18 protein-coding genes are annotated in these 17,063 nt (G+C 62.3%); 9 read left to right on the top strand and 9 right to left on the bottom strand.

Annotated elements, in window-relative coordinates:
* Positions 1–81: 81 nt before the first annotated feature.
* Entirely contained in the window at positions 82–975 is an 894-nt protein-coding gene (locus H621_RS0109665) for a LysR family transcriptional regulator (protein WP_028943196.1), read from the bottom strand.
* 223 nt (positions 976–1,198) lie between these two features.
* On the opposite strand from H621_RS0109665, the gene speB reads away from it, so the two are divergent.
* Together speB and H621_RS0109655 are read left to right on the top strand one after the other, a co-directional pair.
* Positions 1,199–2,149: an agmatinase gene (gene speB, locus H621_RS0109660; RefSeq protein WP_028943195.1), complete on the top strand. Its 951-nt coding sequence runs from the start codon at positions 1,199–1,201 to the stop codon at positions 2,147–2,149.
* A gap of 146 nt (positions 2,150–2,295) precedes the next feature.
* Positions 2,296–3,675 carry a sodium:solute symporter family protein gene (locus H621_RS0109655; protein WP_028943194.1) on the top strand — a complete coding sequence of 460 codons (1,380 nt, stop codon included), beginning with the start codon at positions 2,296–2,298 and terminating at the stop codon, positions 3,673–3,675.
* 53 nt (positions 3,676–3,728) lie between these two features.
* On the opposite strand, the gene H621_RS29100 is transcribed toward H621_RS0109655, so the two are convergent.
* Positions 3,729–3,854: a PA1414 family protein gene (locus H621_RS29100; protein ID WP_256205393.1), complete on the bottom strand. Its 126-nt coding sequence runs from the start codon at positions 3,852–3,854 to the stop codon at positions 3,729–3,731.
* A 123-nt stretch (positions 3,855–3,977) separates the two neighbouring features.
* Positions 3,978–4,871 carry a putrescine utilization regulator PtrR gene (gene ptrR, locus H621_RS0109645; RefSeq protein WP_028943193.1) on the bottom strand — a complete coding sequence of 298 codons (894 nt, stop codon included), beginning with the start codon at positions 4,869–4,871 and terminating at the stop codon, positions 3,978–3,980.
* A gap of 105 nt (positions 4,872–4,976) precedes the next feature.
* Here ptrR and H621_RS0109640 point away from each other — a divergent pair, with 105 nt between their 5' ends.
* Positions 4,977–6,152, top strand: coding sequence for an MFS transporter (locus H621_RS0109640; protein WP_028943192.1), 1,176 nt, complete (start codon positions 4,977–4,979; stop codon positions 6,150–6,152).
* Here the strand turns inward: H621_RS0109640 and H621_RS0109635 are convergent.
* The gene (locus H621_RS0109635; RefSeq protein WP_028943191.1) at positions 6,103–7,029 is read right to left on the bottom strand and encodes a DMT family transporter; all 927 of its coding nucleotides are present in this window, start codon (positions 7,027–7,029) and stop codon (positions 6,103–6,105) included. The genes H621_RS0109640 and H621_RS0109635 overlap by 50 nt on opposite strands.
* 107 nt (positions 7,030–7,136) lie before the next feature.
* A complete protein-coding gene (locus H621_RS0109630) occupies positions 7,137–7,529 on the bottom strand; it encodes a hypothetical protein (RefSeq protein WP_028943190.1) in 393 nt (130 codons plus the stop codon).
* Between the two features lie 120 nt (positions 7,530–7,649).
* Between H621_RS0109630 and H621_RS0109625 the strand changes: the two genes are divergently transcribed.
* Positions 7,650–7,919 carry a hypothetical protein gene (locus H621_RS0109625; protein ID WP_028943189.1) on the top strand — a complete coding sequence of 90 codons (270 nt, stop codon included), beginning with the start codon at positions 7,650–7,652 and terminating at the stop codon, positions 7,917–7,919.
* Positions 7,920–7,979: 60 nt separating this feature from the next.
* Here H621_RS0109625 and H621_RS0109620 read toward each other — a convergent pair whose 3' ends face one another.
* Positions 7,980–9,305, bottom strand: a complete 1,326-nt coding sequence (locus H621_RS0109620) for a DEAD/DEAH box helicase (protein ID WP_028943188.1) — start codon at positions 9,303–9,305, stop codon at positions 7,980–7,982.
* 145 nt (positions 9,306–9,450) lie between these two features.
* Between H621_RS0109620 and H621_RS0109615 the strand changes: the two genes are divergently transcribed.
* Complete coding sequence (locus H621_RS0109615; protein ID WP_028943187.1) at positions 9,451–10,755, top strand: mechanosensitive ion channel family protein; 1,305 nt, start codon at positions 9,451–9,453, stop codon at positions 10,753–10,755.
* Here H621_RS0109615 and H621_RS0109610 read toward each other — a convergent pair.
* The 3 genes from H621_RS0109610 to H621_RS0109600 all read right to left on the bottom strand — a co-directional run bounded on the left by H621_RS0109610 (position 10,693) and on the right by H621_RS0109600 (position 12,790).
* Positions 10,693–11,571 (bottom strand): carboxylate/amino acid/amine transporter, encoded by an 879-nt coding sequence (locus H621_RS0109610; protein WP_028943186.1) that lies wholly within the window; start codon positions 11,569–11,571, stop codon positions 10,693–10,695. The two genes, H621_RS0109615 and H621_RS0109610, sit on opposite strands and share 63 nt — an antisense overlap.
* Positions 11,572–11,718: 147 nt before the next feature.
* The gene (locus tag H621_RS0109605; protein ID WP_028943185.1) at positions 11,719–12,318 is read right to left on the bottom strand and encodes an FMN-dependent NADH-azoreductase; all 600 of its coding nucleotides are present in this window, start codon (positions 12,316–12,318) and stop codon (positions 11,719–11,721) included.
* A 154-nt stretch (positions 12,319–12,472) separates the two neighbouring features.
* Positions 12,473–12,790, bottom strand: a complete 318-nt coding sequence (locus H621_RS0109600) for a hypothetical protein (RefSeq protein WP_028943184.1) — start codon at positions 12,788–12,790, stop codon at positions 12,473–12,475.
* A 49-nt stretch (positions 12,791–12,839) separates the two neighbouring features.
* On the opposite strand from H621_RS0109600, the gene H621_RS0109595 reads away from it, so the two are divergent.
* From H621_RS0109595 to H621_RS0109580, 4 genes are all read left to right on the top strand, one after another.
* Entirely contained in the window at positions 12,840–13,763 is a 924-nt protein-coding gene (locus H621_RS0109595; RefSeq protein WP_028943183.1) for a PA3225 family LysR-type transcriptional regulator, read from the top strand.
* A 14-nt stretch (positions 13,764–13,777) separates the two neighbouring features.
* Positions 13,778–14,590, top strand: a complete 813-nt coding sequence (locus H621_RS0109590) for an alpha/beta fold hydrolase (RefSeq protein ID WP_028943182.1) — start codon at positions 13,778–13,780, stop codon at positions 14,588–14,590.
* Positions 14,584–15,141 carry a peptidylprolyl isomerase gene (locus H621_RS0109585; RefSeq protein ID WP_028943181.1) on the top strand — a complete coding sequence of 186 codons (558 nt, stop codon included), beginning with the start codon at positions 14,584–14,586 and terminating at the stop codon, positions 15,139–15,141. The genes H621_RS0109590 and H621_RS0109585 overlap by 7 nt, the downstream gene beginning before the upstream one ends.
* A gap of 65 nt (positions 15,142–15,206) precedes the next feature.
* On the top strand, positions 15,207–17,039 hold the full coding sequence (locus H621_RS0109580) for an ABC transporter ATP-binding protein (RefSeq protein WP_028943180.1): 1,833 nt from the start codon (positions 15,207–15,209) through the stop codon (positions 17,037–17,039).
* Positions 17,040–17,063: the final 24 nt, after the last annotated feature.

Below are 17,063 nucleotides of genomic sequence, written 5' to 3'. Positions count from 1 at the left end.
TTAGCAGAGCCTTCATGCCGGTGTTGCCAATAGTTTCAGGAATTTCGAGGGCCCTTCTGACATTTTCAGGGGCCCTTGCATTCAGGCGGGGGTCAACTGCGCCTTGAGCAGGTCGCGAAAGGTCTGGATCAAGGGTTCGCGGCTGCGGCCACGGCGGATGATCATGGAAAATGGCGCCTGGTAGCCGAAGGTTGCCGGCGACAGTACGCGCAAGTCACCCTTGTCGGCCCAGGCCTGGGCGTAGTGCTCCGGCAGATAGCCGATGTAGGCGCCCGACAGCACCAGAATCAGCTGCGCCTCCATACTCTCCACCGTGGCCGCACTGTGCTTGAAGCCGTGGCGGGCAAGCTCGGCCTGGCTCCAGTAGCCGCGTCCGACCATGCGCTGTTGAGTGATAACCTGCTCGGGAATGCGCCGCTCGTTGAACAGCGGGTGACGATTGCTGCAGTACAGCCAGTGCTGTTCGCGGTACAGCGGCTGATAGACCAGCCCGCTCATGCGAGTGGAGAAGGCACCGATGGCCAGGTCCAGGCGGTTGTCCTGCACGCCCAGTTGCAACTCGTAGGGGCTCGAGACCGACAGGTGCAGGTGAACAGCCGGGTGTTCCTGGCTGTAGGCGCCGATGGCCTCGGCCAGGGGCAAGGCACGGTCACCAACGGTGGAGTCGATCACCCCAAGGTTCAGCGTGCCGCGCAACTCGCCCTTGAGGGCGGCCGCGTACTGCTCGAAGCCGTCCATTTCCGCCAGCAGGCGCAAGGTCTCCTGGTGGAACAGCTCGCCCTTGCTGGTCAGGCTGAAGCCGCCTCGCCCTCGATGGCACAGCACGATGCCCAGTGCCGCTTCGAGCTGGCTCATGTAGGTGCTGATGGCCGAGGTCGAGAGGTTCAGTTCGCGCTGGGCGCTGGCGAAACCCTGGTGGCGTACCACGCTGACGAAGATACGCAGGAGTTTCAGGTCAGGCAGTGCAGAGGCCATGGAAAGCGGAGTCCGAAAGGCGGCAAGTGGCAAAAGTCTAACCAGATTCTCGGCATTAGTTTAGAAAAACATGAACTAAGTATTTGCCTGTAGCGATTCTTTTCGAGCACTACCTTTTGCAGACTCTGCCGCAATGCACCTGTCAGCCGGCGCTTCAGGGTTTTTCCCAACCCAGGCAGACAGGTTCCAACAACTAAAACAATCGAATCGATGAGGCCCGACCGTGGACAAGATTCTGCACCAACCACTGGGCGGCAACGAAATGCCGCGTTTCGGCGGCATCGCCACCATGCTCCGCCTTCCTCACCTGCAAAGCGCCGAGGGCCTGGACGCGGCCTTCATCGGTATCCCGCTGGATATCGGTACTTCGCTGCGTTCCGGCACCCGCTTTGGCCCACGGCAGATCCGTGCCGAGTCGGTAATGATCCGTCCCTACAACATGGCGACCGGCGCTGCGCCCTTCGATTCGATGTCGGTGGCCGATATCGGTGACGTTGCGATCAACACCTTCAACCTGCTTGAAGCCGTGCGCATCATCGAAGAAGCCTACGACGAAATCCTCGAACACAACGTCATCCCCATGACCATGGGTGGCGACCACACCATCACCCTGCCGATCCTGCGTGCCATCCACAAGAAGCACGGCAAGGTAGGCCTGGTGCACATCGATGCCCACGCCGACGTCAACGATCACATGTTCGGCGAGAAAATCGCCCACGGCACCACCTTCCGCCGCGCCGTGGAAGAAGGCCTGCTGGACTGCGACCGCGTGGTGCAGATCGGCCTGCGCGCCCAGGGCTACACCGCCGAAGACTTCAACTGGAGCCGCAAACAGGGCTTCCGTGTGGTCCAGGCCGAAGAGTGCTGGCACAAATCCCTCGAGCCGCTGATGGCTGAAGTACGTGAAAAGGTCGGCGGCGGTCCGGTCTACCTGAGCTTCGACATCGACGGTATCGATCCGGCCTGGGCGCCAGGTACCGGCACCCCGGAAATCGGTGGCCTGACCACCATCCAGGCCATGGAAATCATCCGTGGCTGCCAGGGCCTGGACCTGATCGGCTGCGATCTGGTAGAAGTCTCGCCCCCTTACGACACCACCGGCAACACCTCGTTGCTGGGTGCCAACCTGCTGTACGAAATGCTCTGTGTCTTGCCGGGCGTCGCGCGCCGCTGACCGACAAACACCAGGGAAGCTACACAGGCAGGAGCCATGAAAGCCGGGCCGCACACGCGGCCTGAGCCGTAGACGAATGACCGGCGCCGGGCATGCCTGGCGTCAGGATCGATCTCACCATAATAAAGATAATCGGAGACACCCCCATGGCTTTGGACCTATTCGTTGTTCTGATCTATGCGGCTGGCATGCTCGCGCTGGGCTATTACGGCATGCGCCGGGCAAAAACCCATGAAGATTACCTGGTGGCCGGGCGCAACCTGGGCCCAAGCCTGTACATGGGCACCATGGCAGCAACGGTACTGGGCGGCGCCTCCACTGTTGGCACTGTACGCCTGGGCTACGTTCACGGCCTCTCGGGCTTCTGGCTGTGCGCTGCCCTGGGCCTGGGCATCATTGCCCTGAACCTGTTCCTGGCCAAACCCCTGCTGCGCCTGAAGATCTTCACCGTGACCCAGGTACTGGAGCAGCGCTACAACCCCATGGCCCGCCAGGCCAGCGCCGTGATCATGCTCGCTTACGCACTGATGATCGCCGTGACCTCGACCCTGGCCATCGGCACCGTGCTGCAAGTGCTGTTCGAGATGCCATTCTGGGCTGCGATCCTGCTCGGTGGTGGCGTGGTGGTGGTGTACTCGACCATCGGCGGCATGTGGTCGCTGACCCTGACCGACATCGTCCAGTTCGTGATCAAGACCGTAGGCCTGATGTTTGTCCTGCTGCCGATCTGCCTCTACCGCGTAGGCGGCTGGGATGAGCTGGTGGCCAAGCTGCCGGCATCGAGCTTCAGCCTGACCACCATCGGCTGGGACACCATCATCACCTACTTCCTGATCTACTTCTTCGGCATCCTGATCGGTCAGGACATCTGGCAGCGAGTATTCACTGCCCGTGACGAAAAAGTCGCCAAGCGCGCCGGTACCACTGCAGGCATCTACTGCGTGATCTATGGCCTGGTGTGTGCGGTGATCGGTATGACCGCCCATGTGCTGCTGCCGGACCTGGGCAATGCCAACAACGCCTTCGCCGCCATCGTCAAATCCGCCCTGCCTGACGGCATCCGCGGCCTGGTGATTGCTGCAGCCCTGGCAGCGATGATGTCCACGGCCAGTGCCGGCCTGCTGGCGGCCTCGACCGTGCTCACCGAAGACCTGCTGCCAAAACTGCGCGGCGGCAAACAATCGAGCCTGGGCATCAACCGCCTGTTCACCCTGCTGACCGGCATTGCCGTGCTGGGAATCGCCCTGGTGGTGGAAGATGTTATCAGCGCCCTGACCCTGGCCTACAACCTGCTGGTAGGCGGGATGCTGGTGCCACTGATCGGTGCGATCTACTGGAAACGTGCTACCACCGCCGGCGCCATCACCAGCATGACCCTGGGCTTTGTCACCGCCCTGGTGTTCATGGTCAAGGATGGGATGGATGCCAACACGCCGATCTACTACAGCCTGGCGATCGCGCTGGTGAGCTTTGTGGTGGTAAGCCTGATGTCCCGCCGGACGGCGGGTGCAGTGAATCTGGCCTGATCAGGCCAGCGGTGGCCGTCGCATCAAGCTGATGCGGCGGCCCGAGCCAGGCGCTAGCGACGAGGCTGGCGCTTGCGCTGCTCCTCATCGGTGGGGATCGGCACCGGCTGCAACGGCGGTGGAATCAAGCCCAGGGCCGCAGCCAGGTCATGAAGCCAGTTGAACAGATTATTTCTCATAACTCCCCCTTACGGGTCAGCCTGCACGGCGATTCAATCCTGCGATGCTTCATACAGATCATAGTCCTATGTCGTACTTTACGCATGCTCATGGTCTACAAGTTGGGGCTAGTTTGATCTCGATCAAGCACTGACCGCCACTTCGCCCGCCCCTGCAACTGTTTCCCCTTGTTGCAGATCTATCCAGGCGCTCAGGTTCGCCCCCCGCATACCCTTGCGCCACATCAGCCAGGTGGTGGCCTGATCAAAGGGTACCTGCAAGCGGTGCACCGCAACCCGTTCACGTCCGGGCAAGCTGTCGAGCATCGACTGTGCCATCAGCGCCACCCCCGCCCCGGCGATCACGCACGCCAACATACTCGGATACGACTCGATCTCCATCACCCGGCCCATGGCCGCGTGATCGTGTGCGTACCAGGCCTCCAGGCGCATGCGGTACGAACAGCCCTGGCGAAAGGTGAACACCGCCCGCCCAGTGACATCCTGAGCACTGCGCACCGGCGGATGATCCGGCTCCGTGATCAGTATCAGAGTCTCATCGCACAGCGGCACACCGTCGAGCCCGGCCAGCGCCAGCGGGCCATCCACCAGCGCCGCATCCAGGCGACCACTGATCAGGCCTTCGAGCAACTCACCACTGGGCGCCGCTTGCACCTGCAGATTCACCGCCGGATACGCCTTGTGATAGCGCGCCAGCAACGCTGGCAGATGAATCGCCGCGGTGCTGTACATCGTGCCCAGCGCGAAATCGCCTGCCGGCTGCCCGCCCTGCACCGCCGCACAGGCTTCATCATGCAGCGCCAGCATGCGCCCGGCATAGTCGAGCAGCACCTTGCCTGCCGGCGACAACTGCAAGCGCTGGCGTTCGCGACGAAACAACTCGACGCCCAGTTGCTCTTCGAGTTGGCGCAAGCGCGTGGACAGGTTCGACGGCACCCGGTGCAAGCGCTCCGCAGCGCGGGTGATCGAGCCTTCCTCGGCGACTGCCTGAAAGATCCGCAGTTGGCTGAGCTCCACGAAACATTCTCCAGAACAGAACAAGTTCATCATAATTATTCAATTTTTCTGAAAGTCAATCACTCGTAGCCTGACGGTCATCGAATCCGTTTCAGGAACCTGACCATGTCCCCGTTCATTCGCCTGCTCGCCAGCGCTGTCGCCCTGATGATGGCCATGGGCATCGGCCGCTTCGCCCTGACCCCGCAGCTGCCGCACCTGCTCAACGAAGGGCAGATCAGCCTGACCGCAGCCGGGCTGATTGCCGCCGCCAATTATCTGGGTTACCTGCTCGGTGCGCTGGACGCCATGTTCGCCCGCCGCCCCGGGCAAGTCCGCGCCCGCTTGCACGGCGGTTTGTGGCTGTGCGTGTCGCTGACCCTGGCCTCTGTGTGGGCGCATGACTTCTGGAGCCACCTGCTGCTGCGCTTCGGCACCGGAGTGGCCAGCGCCTGGGTGTTGGTGATGCTCACCAGCCTGACCCAGCAACTGGCGGTGGCCAGCAACCGGCAACGCCTGGGCGCACTGGTGTTCGCCGGGCCCGGCGTGGGGATCATGCTCACAGGATTGCTGGCGCTGTTTTCCAACCTCTACGGCCTGGGCTCAGCGCCGTTGTGGCTGATCTACGCCGCTACCGCGCTGCTGATGTTGCTGGCCGTGCTGCCGTTCCTGCCTCGGCCACAGGCCCTGGCACCTGCCAGCACCAGCGTGGCCACGCCGACGCGGGGCATTGCTCGCCTGGGCCTGATCTATGCGCTGTACGGTATCGGCTACATCATCCCGGCCACGTTCATGTCACAGATGGCCAGCGCGCGGTTTCACGGGCATTGGCTGGCAGACCTGTTCTGGCCGGGGTTCGGCCTGGCAGCGGCACTGGGTGTGGTGATGGTCAGCTATCGCCGCCCACACTGGGGCAGCACCTCACAGTGGTTGATGGCAACGCTGTGGCTGCAAGCTGCCGGCGTGTTCGCCTGCCTGCTGGGCAGCGGGCCGAGCCTGGCCCTGGGAGTGATCTTGTGTGGCATGCCGTTTCTGGCCTGCATGCAGTTGATGATGCAGCGGCTGCGAGAGCTATCGCCCCAGGCCAGCCAACGCAACACCGGCTTGCTGACCGCCTGCTTTGCCCTGGGCCAGCTCAGCGGCCCGTTGCTGGCGGCCTTGAGTACTCAGTTCGCCGCCAGCCTGCAGCCGGCGCTGGTGGTTGCCGGCAGCGGCCTGATGCTGGCTGGCGCCTTGCTGTTGCGCCCTGCGCCTAACCGAGCAGGCTGCGCAAGCGCCGTCGTACCCACTGCTCAGCGCTGACCAGCGTTACGCCGAGCAACACCATGACCGCCCCGAGCACGAAGTTCAGGCTCAACGGCTCACCGAGCAACAGCACACCAAAGGTCACGCCGAACAACGGGGTAATGAAAGAGAACACCGCCAGGTTCGAGGCCAGGTAGCGACGCAGCAACCAGAACCAGGTCAGGTAACTGAAGAACGAAACGATCAATCCCTGGAACAACAGGCTGCCAATCGACATCGGGGTGAAATGCACCTGGGTGACCTGGCCGCTGAGCGCGGCAATCAACAGCAGGCCGACGAAACCGACCGCCAGTTGATAGAACAAGGTCAGGGTCGCAGGCGCCTCGGACAACCGTGAGCCTCGCACAACCACCGTGGTCGCGCCCCAGGCCAGGCCTGCCAGTACGCCAAAGGCATCGCCCAGGAGCACGCGGCTGTCCATATCGGCGAATGACACCCCACCGGCAAAGGCATAGGCGATACCGCCAAAGGCCAGCACGATGCCCAACCACTGCAGGGGCCTCAGGCGCTCGCTCGGCAGCAAAAAATGCAAACCCAGGGCCGTGAACACCGGGGCGGTGTAGAGGAATACCGACATATGCGCTGCCGACGTCAGCTTCAGGCCTTCGGCAATGAACAGGAACTCCAGCCCGAACAGCGCACCGGCCAACAGGCCGCCGCGCCAGGTATGAGAGACCTGGTCCCAGCCCCCGCGAAAGCACATCAACAGCCCCACCAGCACCGCCGCCATTCCCGACCGCAAGGCTTGTTGCATGACCGGGGCAATATCGGGGGCCGCCAGTTTGATCATCACTTGCTGGATGCCCCAGATCAGGCACAGCACCAGCATGATTTGCAGGGCGAAGGCATCAGTGTTGCGGCGGGTGGCGCTCATTGCGGGCACCCGCTGTTGGCGAACGGCATGGCAGAGTCTCGGCAGCTGTGGATCCAGTTGCCAATTATCAGCGCCGCTGTACGGTCAATGCCAGCGTTGTGTCGTGCTCAGGCAATTTGAGGCCGCGACGCCACCTGGTCAAACAAGGTCGGCTCCAGTGCGTCTTCCTGTTCATCGAGTACCTGGCGCGGATGGTCATTGCCCGGAATGCTGCTGTCGATCAGGCTGAGCAAGCGAGCGCCACGCTCGGTGAGCACAAAGTTTTCACCGTTGCCGCCCTGATCTTCGGGCCGGCTTTCAATGAAGCTGCGATCGAACAGCAGCTTTTCGTACTCGCACGCTCGGGTCTTGAGGTGATCCAGCTCCGGTACCGGCTCGCCCTTGGCGGCCAGGGCGGCGGCGTGCTGTTCGGCATAGGGGCGCGGGGTAAAACTGTGACCGGCGCCGTTCTGCACTTCATGCAGCAGGCGTTCGATCAGGTCCCAGTCGTAGGTGATCATCGGCATGGCCTCACTCAAGGGTGTGTAAGGTTGTGACCGATGCGGGGGGCAGCGGTTCGACTGAACTTTACCCGCCTGTGGCACCTCAACCGGATAACGCACGCCAACGGAGCCCTGCCCATGAAGCCCCTGTTGAACATCGCTGCCGCTGCCAGCCTGCTGCTGGCCCTGCCCAGCTGGGCCTGCACGCTTGAGGAAGCCACGGAAAAACGCGAGGAACTGGCCAAGGAGGTCACGCGACTGACGGAGCAGAATCCGCAGAAGGCCAAGGAGATCAACGAAGAATTGAAAGGCATGAAGCTAGACAGCGCCAGCAAGGACCTGCCCGACAAATGCCAGCTGATCGACAAGCGGTTGCAGGAATTGAGGACAGCAGAGAAGCAGGTCTGACGTTATCGCGGGGCAAGCCCGCTCCTACAGTAGGAGCGGGCTTGCCCCGCGATCATTGCATCACTCCGCAGCCGGTGCCGGCTTGCGACGCTTCAGCGGTGCCAGGCCATCGGCACTGGCCAGCGGTGCATTGGGCTTCGGCTTGGCCGTCGGCTTGCGCTTGGCCGCGACTTTCTTGTCGCCCTTCTTGTCGGTCTTTTTCTTCTTGACCCCGGCCGCCTTGCCCGAGGCCTTGACCTTCTTCGGCCCGGTGTAGGTGCCTTTGACTTCCTTGATGACCCGGCGCTCGAAGCTCTGCTTGAGGTAGCGCTCGATGCTCGACATCAGGTTCCAGTCGCCATGGCAGATCAGCGAGACCGCCAGGCCTTCGTTACCGGCGCGGCCGGTACGGCCGATACGGTGAACGTATTCGTCGCCGCTGCGTGGCATGTCGAAGTTGATCACCAGGTCCAGGCCGTCGACGTCCAGGCCGCGGGCGGCCACGTCGGTGGCAACCAGAATCTTCGCACCGCCCTGCTTCAGCCGCTCGATCGCCAGCTTGCGGTCCTTCTGGTCCTTGTCACCGTGCAGGACGAACGCCTTGTAGTCCTTGGCCACCAGGTGACCGTAGATGCGGTCGGCCATGACCCGGGTATTGGTGAAGATGATCGCCTTTTCGTAGGTTTCGTTCTGCAGCAACCACTGAACGATCTGCTCTTTGTGCTGGTTGTGGTCGGCGGTGATAATCTGCTGGCGAGTACCTTCGGCCAGCTGGCTGACGCTGTTGAGCATCAGGTGCTCAGGCTCTTTCAATACCTTGCCGATCATGTCGCGCAGGCCGGCGCCGCCGGTGGTGGCGGAGAACAGCATGGTCTGCTCGCGGTTCGGACACTCGTTGCACAGGCGCTCGACGTCTTCGGAGAAGCCCATGTCGAGCATGCGGTCGGCTTCGTCCAGAACGATGACCTGAACATGCTCCAGGTGCAGGTTGCCGGCATTGAGCTGCTCAAGCAGGCGACCCGGAGTGCCGATCAGCACGTCCGGCACCTTGCGCAGCATGGCAGCTTGCTCTTTGAAGTCTTCGCCACCGGTGATCAGGCCAGCCTTGATGAAGGTGAACTGCGCGAAGCGCTCGACTTCCTTGAGAGTCTGCTGGGCCAGCTCGCGGGTTGGCAGCAGCACCAGGGCGCGGATCTCGACGCGTTTCTGCTTGAGGTCGACCAGGCGATTGAGCATCGGCAGGACGAAGGCTGCGGTCTTGCCGCTACCGGTTTGCGCCGTCACCCGCAGGTCCCGTCCCTGCAACGCCAGCGGAATGGCCGCTGCCTGCACCGGGGTCGGCTCGACAAATTTCAGCTCGTCCACGGCTTTGAGCAGGCGTTCGTGCAGGGCGAATTGGGAAAACACGGGTGTACCTCGGGCATGTGCAAAAAATTCAGTTGCATAGGGTAACGTTTTCCGGCGTCGCCGCCGAATTCTTTTGGCAACTTGTCGCCAATCCGCGCTCTAATGACCCTCCTTTTCACGTTTGCGGACAAATTTCACTACGGCAATGGATATTCAACAGATGTGGCAAAACGCCCTGGACCTGTGGGGCACCCTCGATCAACACCCTGTATTGCACGCGGGCCTGGGCCTGACGGTGTTGCTGGTCATCGCACTGGTACTCGGCCGGGTGGCGCGCTTTCTGATTCTGCACGCCGCCCGTCTGCTCGGCAGGCAACCGCCGCTGCACTGGCTCAACGACCTGCGCCAGAACAAGGTTTTCCACCGCCTGGCCCAGACCACCCCCTCGCTGGTGGTGCAGTTCGGCCTGAAACTGGTGCCCGAGCTCAATGCCACCAGCCAGCACTTTCTCGGCAACGTGGCGCTGGCCTTCACCATCCTGTTCCTGACCCTGGCCATCTCGGCCCTGCTCGATGCCTTGCTGGACATCTATGCCCGCACCGAACACGCCCGCACCCGCTCGATCAAGGGCTACGTGCAGTTGGCCAAGATGGTCTTGTTCGTGTTCAGCGCCATCGTCATCGTCGCCACCCTGATCGACCGCTCGCCGCTGTTGCTGCTTTCCGGTCTGGGTGCCATGTCGGCGGTCATCCTGTTGGTGTACAAAGACACCCTGCTGTCGTTCGTGGCCAGCGTGCAATTGACCAGCAACGACATGCTGCGGGTCGGCGACTGGATCGAGATGCCCCAGGTGGGTGCCGATGGCGATGTGGTCGACATCACCCTGCACACGGTCAAGGTGCAGAACTTCGACAAGACCATCGTCTCCATTCCGACCTGGCGCCTGATGTCCGAGTCGTTCAAGAACTGGCGAGGCATGCAGCAGTCGGGCGGCCGCCGGATCAAGCGCAGCGTGTTCATCGACGCCGGCGGCGTACGTTTCTTGACCGATGAAGAAGAACATCGCCTGAGCCAGGTCCACCTGCTGACCGACTACATGAGCCGCAAGCGCAGTGAACTCAGGGCCTGGAACGAGGCCCAGGGCAACGTGGCCGAAATGTCGGCCAACCGCCGGCGCATGACCAACATCGGCACCTTCCGCGCCTATGCCCTGGCCTACCTGAAGAGCCACCCCGAGATCCAGCCGAACATGACCTGCATGGTCCGCCAGATGCAGACCACTGCCCAGGGCGTGCCGCTGGAAATCTACTGCTTTACCCGCACCACTGTGTGGGCCGACTACGAGCGCATCCAGGGTGACATCTTCGACTACTTGCTGTCGGTGATGCCGGAATTCGGCCTGAGCCTGTACCAGCAGCCGAGCGGCAACGATCTGCGTGCCGGCCTGCTACCGGCCAGCCTGCCCCGCCCGCAGCGCACCCTGACTGCCGAGACGGCCGATCCACAGTGAGGCCAGGATCACCGCACCGCCGATGAACAAACTGCCCAGGGGCTCGTGTTGGTTCCAGATCAGCAGGTTGAGCAACAGCCCCACTGGCACATGCAGGTTGTTCATCACCGCAAGGGTCGCGCCGGACACCAGGCACGCGCCCTTGTTCCACCAGTACAGCCCCAGCGCCGTCGGGCATAGCCCCAGGAACAACAGCACCAGCCACTGCACATCGGTGCTTGGCAGGTGCTGGGTGTTGCCGAAAGCCAGGAAGGCCGGCAACACCACCATCAATGCCCCCAGGTAGAAATAGCCAAAGCGCCGGTAATGCGGCAAGTCGCTGGGGTTGCGCGCGATCAAGTGACGGTACAGCACCTGCCCGGCGGCGTAGGTGAAGTTGGCCAGTTGCAGCAGCAGGAAGCCGATGAAGAAATCCGGGCTGATACTGTCGAAACGGATCACTGCCGCACCGCCAACCGCGACCAGCGCTGCCACTAGTGCCCAGGGGTTGAAGCGCCGGTTCAGGGCGTCTTCGATCAGGGTCACGTGCAGGGGCGTGAGAATGGTGAACAGCAGCACTTCGGGCACCGTCAGCACCCTGAAACTCAAGTACAGGCACACATAGGTGATGCCGTATTGCAGCGCGCCGATCAGCAGCATCGAGCGCATGAAGCGCGGCTCGACCTGACGCCAGCGGGTCAGGGGCAGGAACACCAGCCCGGCCAGCACCACACGCGCCAGCACGGCGAAATAGCTGTCGACGTGACCGGCCAGGTACTCGCCGATCAGGCTGAAGGAAAACGCCTGGATCAGCGCGACGATCAATAAATAGCCCATGGTTGCCCCTTGCTGTAGAGGCGGCGACCTTATCCGCTCGCCTGTCGCTGAGCAAGCCCGCCTCTTCAGGCACAAAAAAGCCCGGTCAAAGACCGGGCAGGTACACCCAAAGGAGCAACAGGTGTCAGGCGGGAAAATTCAGTGTGCTCACGCCACCGCAGCCAGCTGGGCCTTGGCCTGGTTCAGGCCCTTCTCGTGGAAGTCGCCACCCAGGTTCAGGCCTTCGGCGTGAATGAAGGTCACGTCGTGGATACCGATGAATGCCATCACCTGGCGCAGGTAGGGTTCCTGGTGATCGCTGGAAGCGCCGGCATGGATGCCGCCACGGGCCGTGAGGATGTAGGCCTTCTTGCCGGTCAGCAGCCCCTGCGGGCCGGTTTCGGTGTACTTGAAGGTGATACCGGCACGCAGTACATGGTCCAGCCAGGCTTTCAAAGTGCTCGGAATGGTGAAGTTGTACATTGGCGCAGCCAGCACCAGCACATCGGCAGCCAGCACTTCATCGGTCAGCTCGTTGGAGCGGGCCAGGGCCTGCAGTTCATCGCCATTGCGCTGGTCTTCAGGTTTCATCCAGCCACCGAGCAGGTTGGCATCCAGGTGCGGCACCGGGTTCACGGCCAGGTCACGCAGGGTGATCGGGTCGGTCGGGTTAGCCGCCTGCCACTGGCTGACAAAGTCACGGGTCAGTTGCCGGGAGATCGAGTCCTGCTGGCGGGCGCTGCTTTCGATAACAAGTACACGGGACATTGGGTTTGCCTCCATCGGCGAATGCGGTCAGTCGATGGAGGTAAGATTAATCGGTGACCGATCGATTAAAAAGCGTAAAATCTGGGTGCAACCTATCAGTTAATTTGTTTTATTAGCCCAATGCTCTACCCTCAAGAACGGCGTGAGCCGCCTTTCACTCTTGAGGTTTGCAGTCCAGGGTGATGCGCAGCTTGATGATCTTGCGATTGAATTTGGCGGTGACATCCCGGCTTTGCTTGGCCGGCACCTGGACCCGACGCACCCGAGGCGCCTCCGGGCCGTTCTGGAACCGGACCTTGCACTGGGCCGGCACGTCACCGTAGTTGTTCAGGGTGATCGAACCCATGTCGTAGTCAGTGTCATAGGTGGTGTAGTCGACCTTGACGCCGTCCAGCTGCTTGTCCACATCGATGGGGTAAGCCAGCGCCGTGAGCGGAAGCAGGGCCAGCAATACAGCACAACATTTCTTCATACGACGCTCTCCATGAAAGAGCGCCAGCTTAGGACAACAGGAGCCGAAGATGAAAGCGCCGCGCGTTACCCTGGATCAGTGGCGGACCCTTCAGGCGGTGGTCGACCACGGTGGTTTTGCCCAGGCGGCCGAAGCCCTGCACCGCTCGCAATCCTCGGTGAGCTACACCGTGGCCCGCATGCAGGATCAACTGGGCGTGCCGTTGCTGCGCATCGACGGACGCAAGGCGGTGCTGACCGAAGCCGGCAATGTGTTGCTGCGCCGCTCCCGGCAACTGGTCAAGCAGGCCAGCCAGCTCGAAGACCTGGCCCATCACATGGAACAGGGCTGGGAAGCCGAAGTGCGCCTGGTGGTCGATGCCGCCTACCCCAATGCCCGCCTGGTCCGCGCCTTGAGTGCGTTCATGCCGCAAAGCCGTGGCTGCCGGGTGCGGCTGCGCGAAGAGGTGCTGTCCGGGGTCGAGGAGGTGCTGCATGAAGGCATCGCCGACCTTGCCATCAGCGGCTTCAATATCTCCGGCTACCTGGGCACCGAGTTGAGCTCGGTGGAGTTCGTCGCCGTCGCCCACCCTGACCACAGCCTGCATCGCCTTGGACGGGAGCTAAGCTTCCAGGACCTGGAAAGCCAGTTGCAGGTCGTGATCCGCGACTCGGGACGAGCCCAGCCGCGCGATGTCGGCTGGCTCGGTGCCGAACAGCGCTGGACGGTCGGCAGCCTGGCCACCGCCGCCACCTTCGTCAGCAGCGGCCTGGGTTTTGCCTGGCTGCCGCGCCACCTGATCGAGCGCGAGCTGCGCGAAGGCATCCTCAAGCCCTTGTCGCTGGATCAGGGTGGCAGCCGTCATCCACTGTTCTACCTTTACTCCAACAAGGACAAACCCCTGGGCCCGGCCACACAGATTCTCATCGAGTTGCTGCGCAACTTCGATACCGCACCGCTGGATGTGCCCTTCGCCGCCCCCGCCCAAGCCTGACAGGAATCACGCCCATGGCCTATTTCGAACACGAAGGTTGCTCGCTGCACTACGAGGAATACGGCCAGGGCGACCCACTGGTGCTGCTGCATGGCCTGGGCTCCAGTTGCCAGGACTGGGAAATGCAGGTGCCAACCCTTGCCCGGCACTACCGGGTGATCCTGATGGATATCCGCGGCCACGGGCGCTCCGACAAGCCCCGCGAGCGCTACAGCATCGCAAGCTTCAGTGCCGACCTGCTGGCCCTGCTCGAACACCTGCAAACCGGCCCGGTGCATCTGGTGGGTTTGTCCATGGGTGGCATGGTGGGGTTCCAGTTTGCGGTCGACCACCCCGAAATGCTGCGCAGCCTGTGCATCGTCAACAGTGCCCCCGAGGTCAAGCGCCGCACCCGCAGCGACTGGGTCTGGTGGGCCAAGCGCTGGGCCATGGCCCGCGCACTGAGCCTTGAAACCATTGGCAAGGCCCTGGCTGCCCGCCTGTTCCCCAAACCCGAGCAGGCAAGCCTGCGACGCACGATGGCCGAGCGCTGGGCTAAGAACGACAAACGCGCTTATCTATCGAGCTTCGACGCCATTGTCGGTTGGGGCGTCAGCGAACGCATCGGGCAGATCCGCTGTCCTACCCTGGTCATCAGCGCCGACCAGGATTACACCCCGGTACAACTGAAAGAACGCTATGTCAGCCTGATTCCCCAGGCACGACTGGCGGTCATCGAGGATTCGCGGCACGCTACGCCGCTGGACCAACCCCAGGTTTTCAATCAGACGCTGCTGCAGTTTCTGGCAGCGTCCACCACCCCTCAAGGAACATTGAGCCCATGCTGAAAAAACTCCTGCTCGCCACCTGCTCGGTCGTCTTCGCCACCAGCCTGATGGCTGCCGACAAGGCGCCTCACGTACTGCTCGACACCAGCTTCGGCCAGATCGAAGTGGAACTGGACCCGGTCAAGGCGCCGATCAGCAGCAAGAACTTCCTCCAATACGTGGACAGCGGCTTCTACAACAACACCATTTTCCACCGGGTGATTCCAGGCTTCATGGCCCAGGGTGGCGGCTTTACCGAGCAAATGGTGCAAAAGCCCACCAAGGACCCGATCCGTAACGAAGCCAGCAACGGCCTGCACAACACCCGTGGCACGCTGTCGATGGCGCGTACCTCCAACCCGAATTCGGCCACCAGCCAGTTCTTTATCAACGTGGCCGACAACGCCTTCCTCGACCCGGGCCGCGATGCCGGTTATGCCGTGTTCGCCAAAGTGGTCAAGGGCATGGATGTAGTCGACCAGATCGTCAACTCGCCAACCACCGTCAAGAAAGGCATGCGTGATGTGCCGGTTGACCCGGTATTCATCAAGTCGGCCAAACGCATCGACTGATCCCAAGGTTTCACAGGGACGTGAACCAAGGCCTTTGGGTCGACCAGACAGGAGTTACCCCGTTCATGTTGTTCCGCCGCTTCGAAAAGCTGATCGATATCTTCCGAGAAGCGCCCAGCGCAGCACCGCCCAGTACGGTGCTGCCGTTCTACCTCTACTACCTGCGCCAGGTGTGGCCAAGCTTTGCCGCCCTGCTGGTGGTCGGTCTTGTTGGCGCACTGATCGAAGTGGCGCTGTTCAGCTACCTGAGCCGGATCATCGACCTGGCCCAGGGCACTCCGAACATCAATTTCTTCAGCGAGCACGCCGGTGAACTGCTGTGGATGCTGGTGGTGGCGCTGATCCTGCGGCCGGTGTTCGTCGGCCTGCACGATTTGCTGGTCCACCAGACCATCAGCCCCGGCATGACCAGCATGATTCGCTGGCAAAACCACACTTACGTGCTCAAGCAGAGCCTGAACTTCTTCCAGAGCGACTTCGCCGGGCGTATCGCTCAACGCATCATGCAGACAGGCAACTCGCTGCGCGACTCGGCGGTGCAGGCGGTGGATGCCCTTTGGCATGTACTGATCTATGCCATCAGCTCGCTGGTGCTGTTTGCCGAGGCCGACTGGCGCCTGATGCTGCCACTGATCACCTGGATCCTCTGCTATATCGGCGCGCTCTATTACTTCGTGCCACGGGTCAAGGCCCGGGCGGTGGTCTCCTCCGACGCCCGTTCCAAGCTCATGGGCCGGATCGTCGATGGCTACACCAACATCGCCACCCTCAAACTCTTTGCCCATACCGACTACGAACAACAGTACGCCCGCGAAGCCATCAGCGAGCAGACCGAAAAAACCCAGTTGGCCGCCCGCGTGGTCACCAGCATGGACGTGGTCATTACCAGCCTCAACGGCCTGCTGATCGTCGGCACCACGGGCCTTGCGCTGTGGCTGTGGACCCAGTCGCTGATCAGTGTCGGCGCCATTGCCCTGGCCACCGGCCTGGTGATCCGCATCGTCAACATGTCGGGTTGGATCATGTGGGTGGTCAACGGCATCTTCGAGAACATCGGCATGGTCCAGGACGGCCTGCAGACCATCGCCCAGCCGGTCAGCGTGACCGACTCGCCCAACGCCCCGAGCCTCATGGTCGACCGCGGCGCAGTGAAGTTCGAGAACGTGGGCTTTCACTACGGCAAGGGCAGCCGGATCATCGACGGCCTGAACCTGGAGATCCGTCCCGGCGAGAAGATCGGCCTGATCGGCCCGTCGGGTGCTGGCAAGTCGACCTTGGTCAACCTGCTGCTGCGCCTGTACGACCTGGAGAGCGGTCGCATCCTGATCGACGGCCAGGACATCGCCCAGGTAACCCAGGCCAGCCTGCGTGCACAGATCGGCATGATCACCCAGGACACCTCCCTGCTGCACCGCTCGATCCGCGACAACCTGCTGTACGGTCGCCCGGACGCCAGTGAAGAAGACCTCTGGGAGGCGGTGCGCCGGGCCCGCGCCGACGAGTTCATCCCGCAGCTGTCAGACGCCCAGGGGCGTACCGGCTTCGATGCCCATGTGGGTGAGCGTGGGGTGAAATTGTCGGGCGGCCAGCGTCAGCGCATCGCCATTGCCCGGGTACTGCTCAAGAACGCGCCGATCCTGATCATGGACGAAGCGACCTCGGCGCTGGACTCGGAAGTCGAGGCGGCGATCCAGGAGAGCCTGGAAACCCTGATGCAAGGCAAGACGGTGATCGCCATTGCCCACCGCCTGTCGACCATCGCCCGCATGGATCGCCTGGTGGTGCTCGAGAAGGGCCGCATTGCCGAGATGGGCAGCCATGCCGAGTTGCTGGCTCACCAGGGCTTGTATGCGCGGTTGTGGCATCACCAGACCGGTGGGTTTGTGGGCATCGACTGAAATCTGCTGTGCGTTCATCGCTGG

The sequence above is a fragment of the Pseudomonas vranovensis DSM 16006 genome (genome assembly GCF_000425805.1).
In the GTDB taxonomy this organism is placed as follows: Bacteria; Pseudomonadota; Gammaproteobacteria; order Pseudomonadales; family Pseudomonadaceae; genus Aquipseudomonas; species Aquipseudomonas vranovensis.
The sequence above is the reverse complement of the archived record's forward strand: the minus strand, read 5'-3'. Positions and strand labels throughout refer to the sequence as shown.

What these genes read in the sequence shown, in the direction of transcription:
- H621_RS0109585 (WP_028943181.1), top strand. Translation starts at nt 14,584, where the DNA reads ATGCTGAAAAAACTCCTGCTCGCCACCTGCTCGGTCGTCTTCGCCACC.
- H621_RS0109590 (WP_028943182.1), top strand. Translation starts at nt 13,778, where the DNA reads ATGGCCTATTTCGAACACGAAGGTTGCTCGCTGCACTACGAGGAATAC.
- H621_RS0109600 (WP_028943184.1), bottom strand. Translation starts at nt 12,790, where the DNA reads ATGAAGAAATGTTGTGCTGTATTGCTGGCCCTGCTTCCGCTCACGGCG.
- H621_RS0109580 (WP_028943180.1), top strand. Translation starts at nt 15,207, where the DNA reads ATGTTGTTCCGCCGCTTCGAAAAGCTGATCGATATCTTCCGAGAAGCG.
- H621_RS0109655 (WP_028943194.1), top strand. Translation starts at nt 2,296, where the DNA reads ATGGCTTTGGACCTATTCGTTGTTCTGATCTATGCGGCTGGCATGCTC.
- H621_RS0109605 (WP_028943185.1), bottom strand. Translation starts at nt 12,318, where the DNA reads ATGTCCCGTGTACTTGTTATCGAAAGCAGCGCCCGCCAGCAGGACTCG.
- H621_RS0109595 (WP_028943183.1), top strand. Translation starts at nt 12,840, where the DNA reads ATGAAAGCGCCGCGCGTTACCCTGGATCAGTGGCGGACCCTTCAGGCG.
- H621_RS0109640 (WP_028943192.1), top strand. Translation starts at nt 4,977, where the DNA reads ATGTCCCCGTTCATTCGCCTGCTCGCCAGCGCTGTCGCCCTGATGATG.
- H621_RS0109665 (WP_028943196.1), bottom strand. Translation starts at nt 975, where the DNA reads ATGGCCTCTGCACTGCCTGACCTGAAACTCCTGCGTATCTTCGTCAGC.
- H621_RS29100 (WP_256205393.1), bottom strand. Translation starts at nt 3,854, where the DNA reads ATGAGAAATAATCTGTTCAACTGGCTTCATGACCTGGCTGCGGCCCTG.
- H621_RS0109625 (WP_028943189.1), top strand. Translation starts at nt 7,650, where the DNA reads ATGAAGCCCCTGTTGAACATCGCTGCCGCTGCCAGCCTGCTGCTGGCC.
- H621_RS0109615 (WP_028943187.1), top strand. Translation starts at nt 9,451, where the DNA reads ATGGATATTCAACAGATGTGGCAAAACGCCCTGGACCTGTGGGGCACC.
- H621_RS0109635 (WP_028943191.1), bottom strand. Translation starts at nt 7,029, where the DNA reads ATGAGCGCCACCCGCCGCAACACTGATGCCTTCGCCCTGCAAATCATG.
- H621_RS0109630 (WP_028943190.1), bottom strand. Translation starts at nt 7,529, where the DNA reads ATGATCACCTACGACTGGGACCTGATCGAACGCCTGCTGCATGAAGTG.
- H621_RS0109610 (WP_028943186.1), bottom strand. Translation starts at nt 11,571, where the DNA reads ATGGGCTATTTATTGATCGTCGCGCTGATCCAGGCGTTTTCCTTCAGC.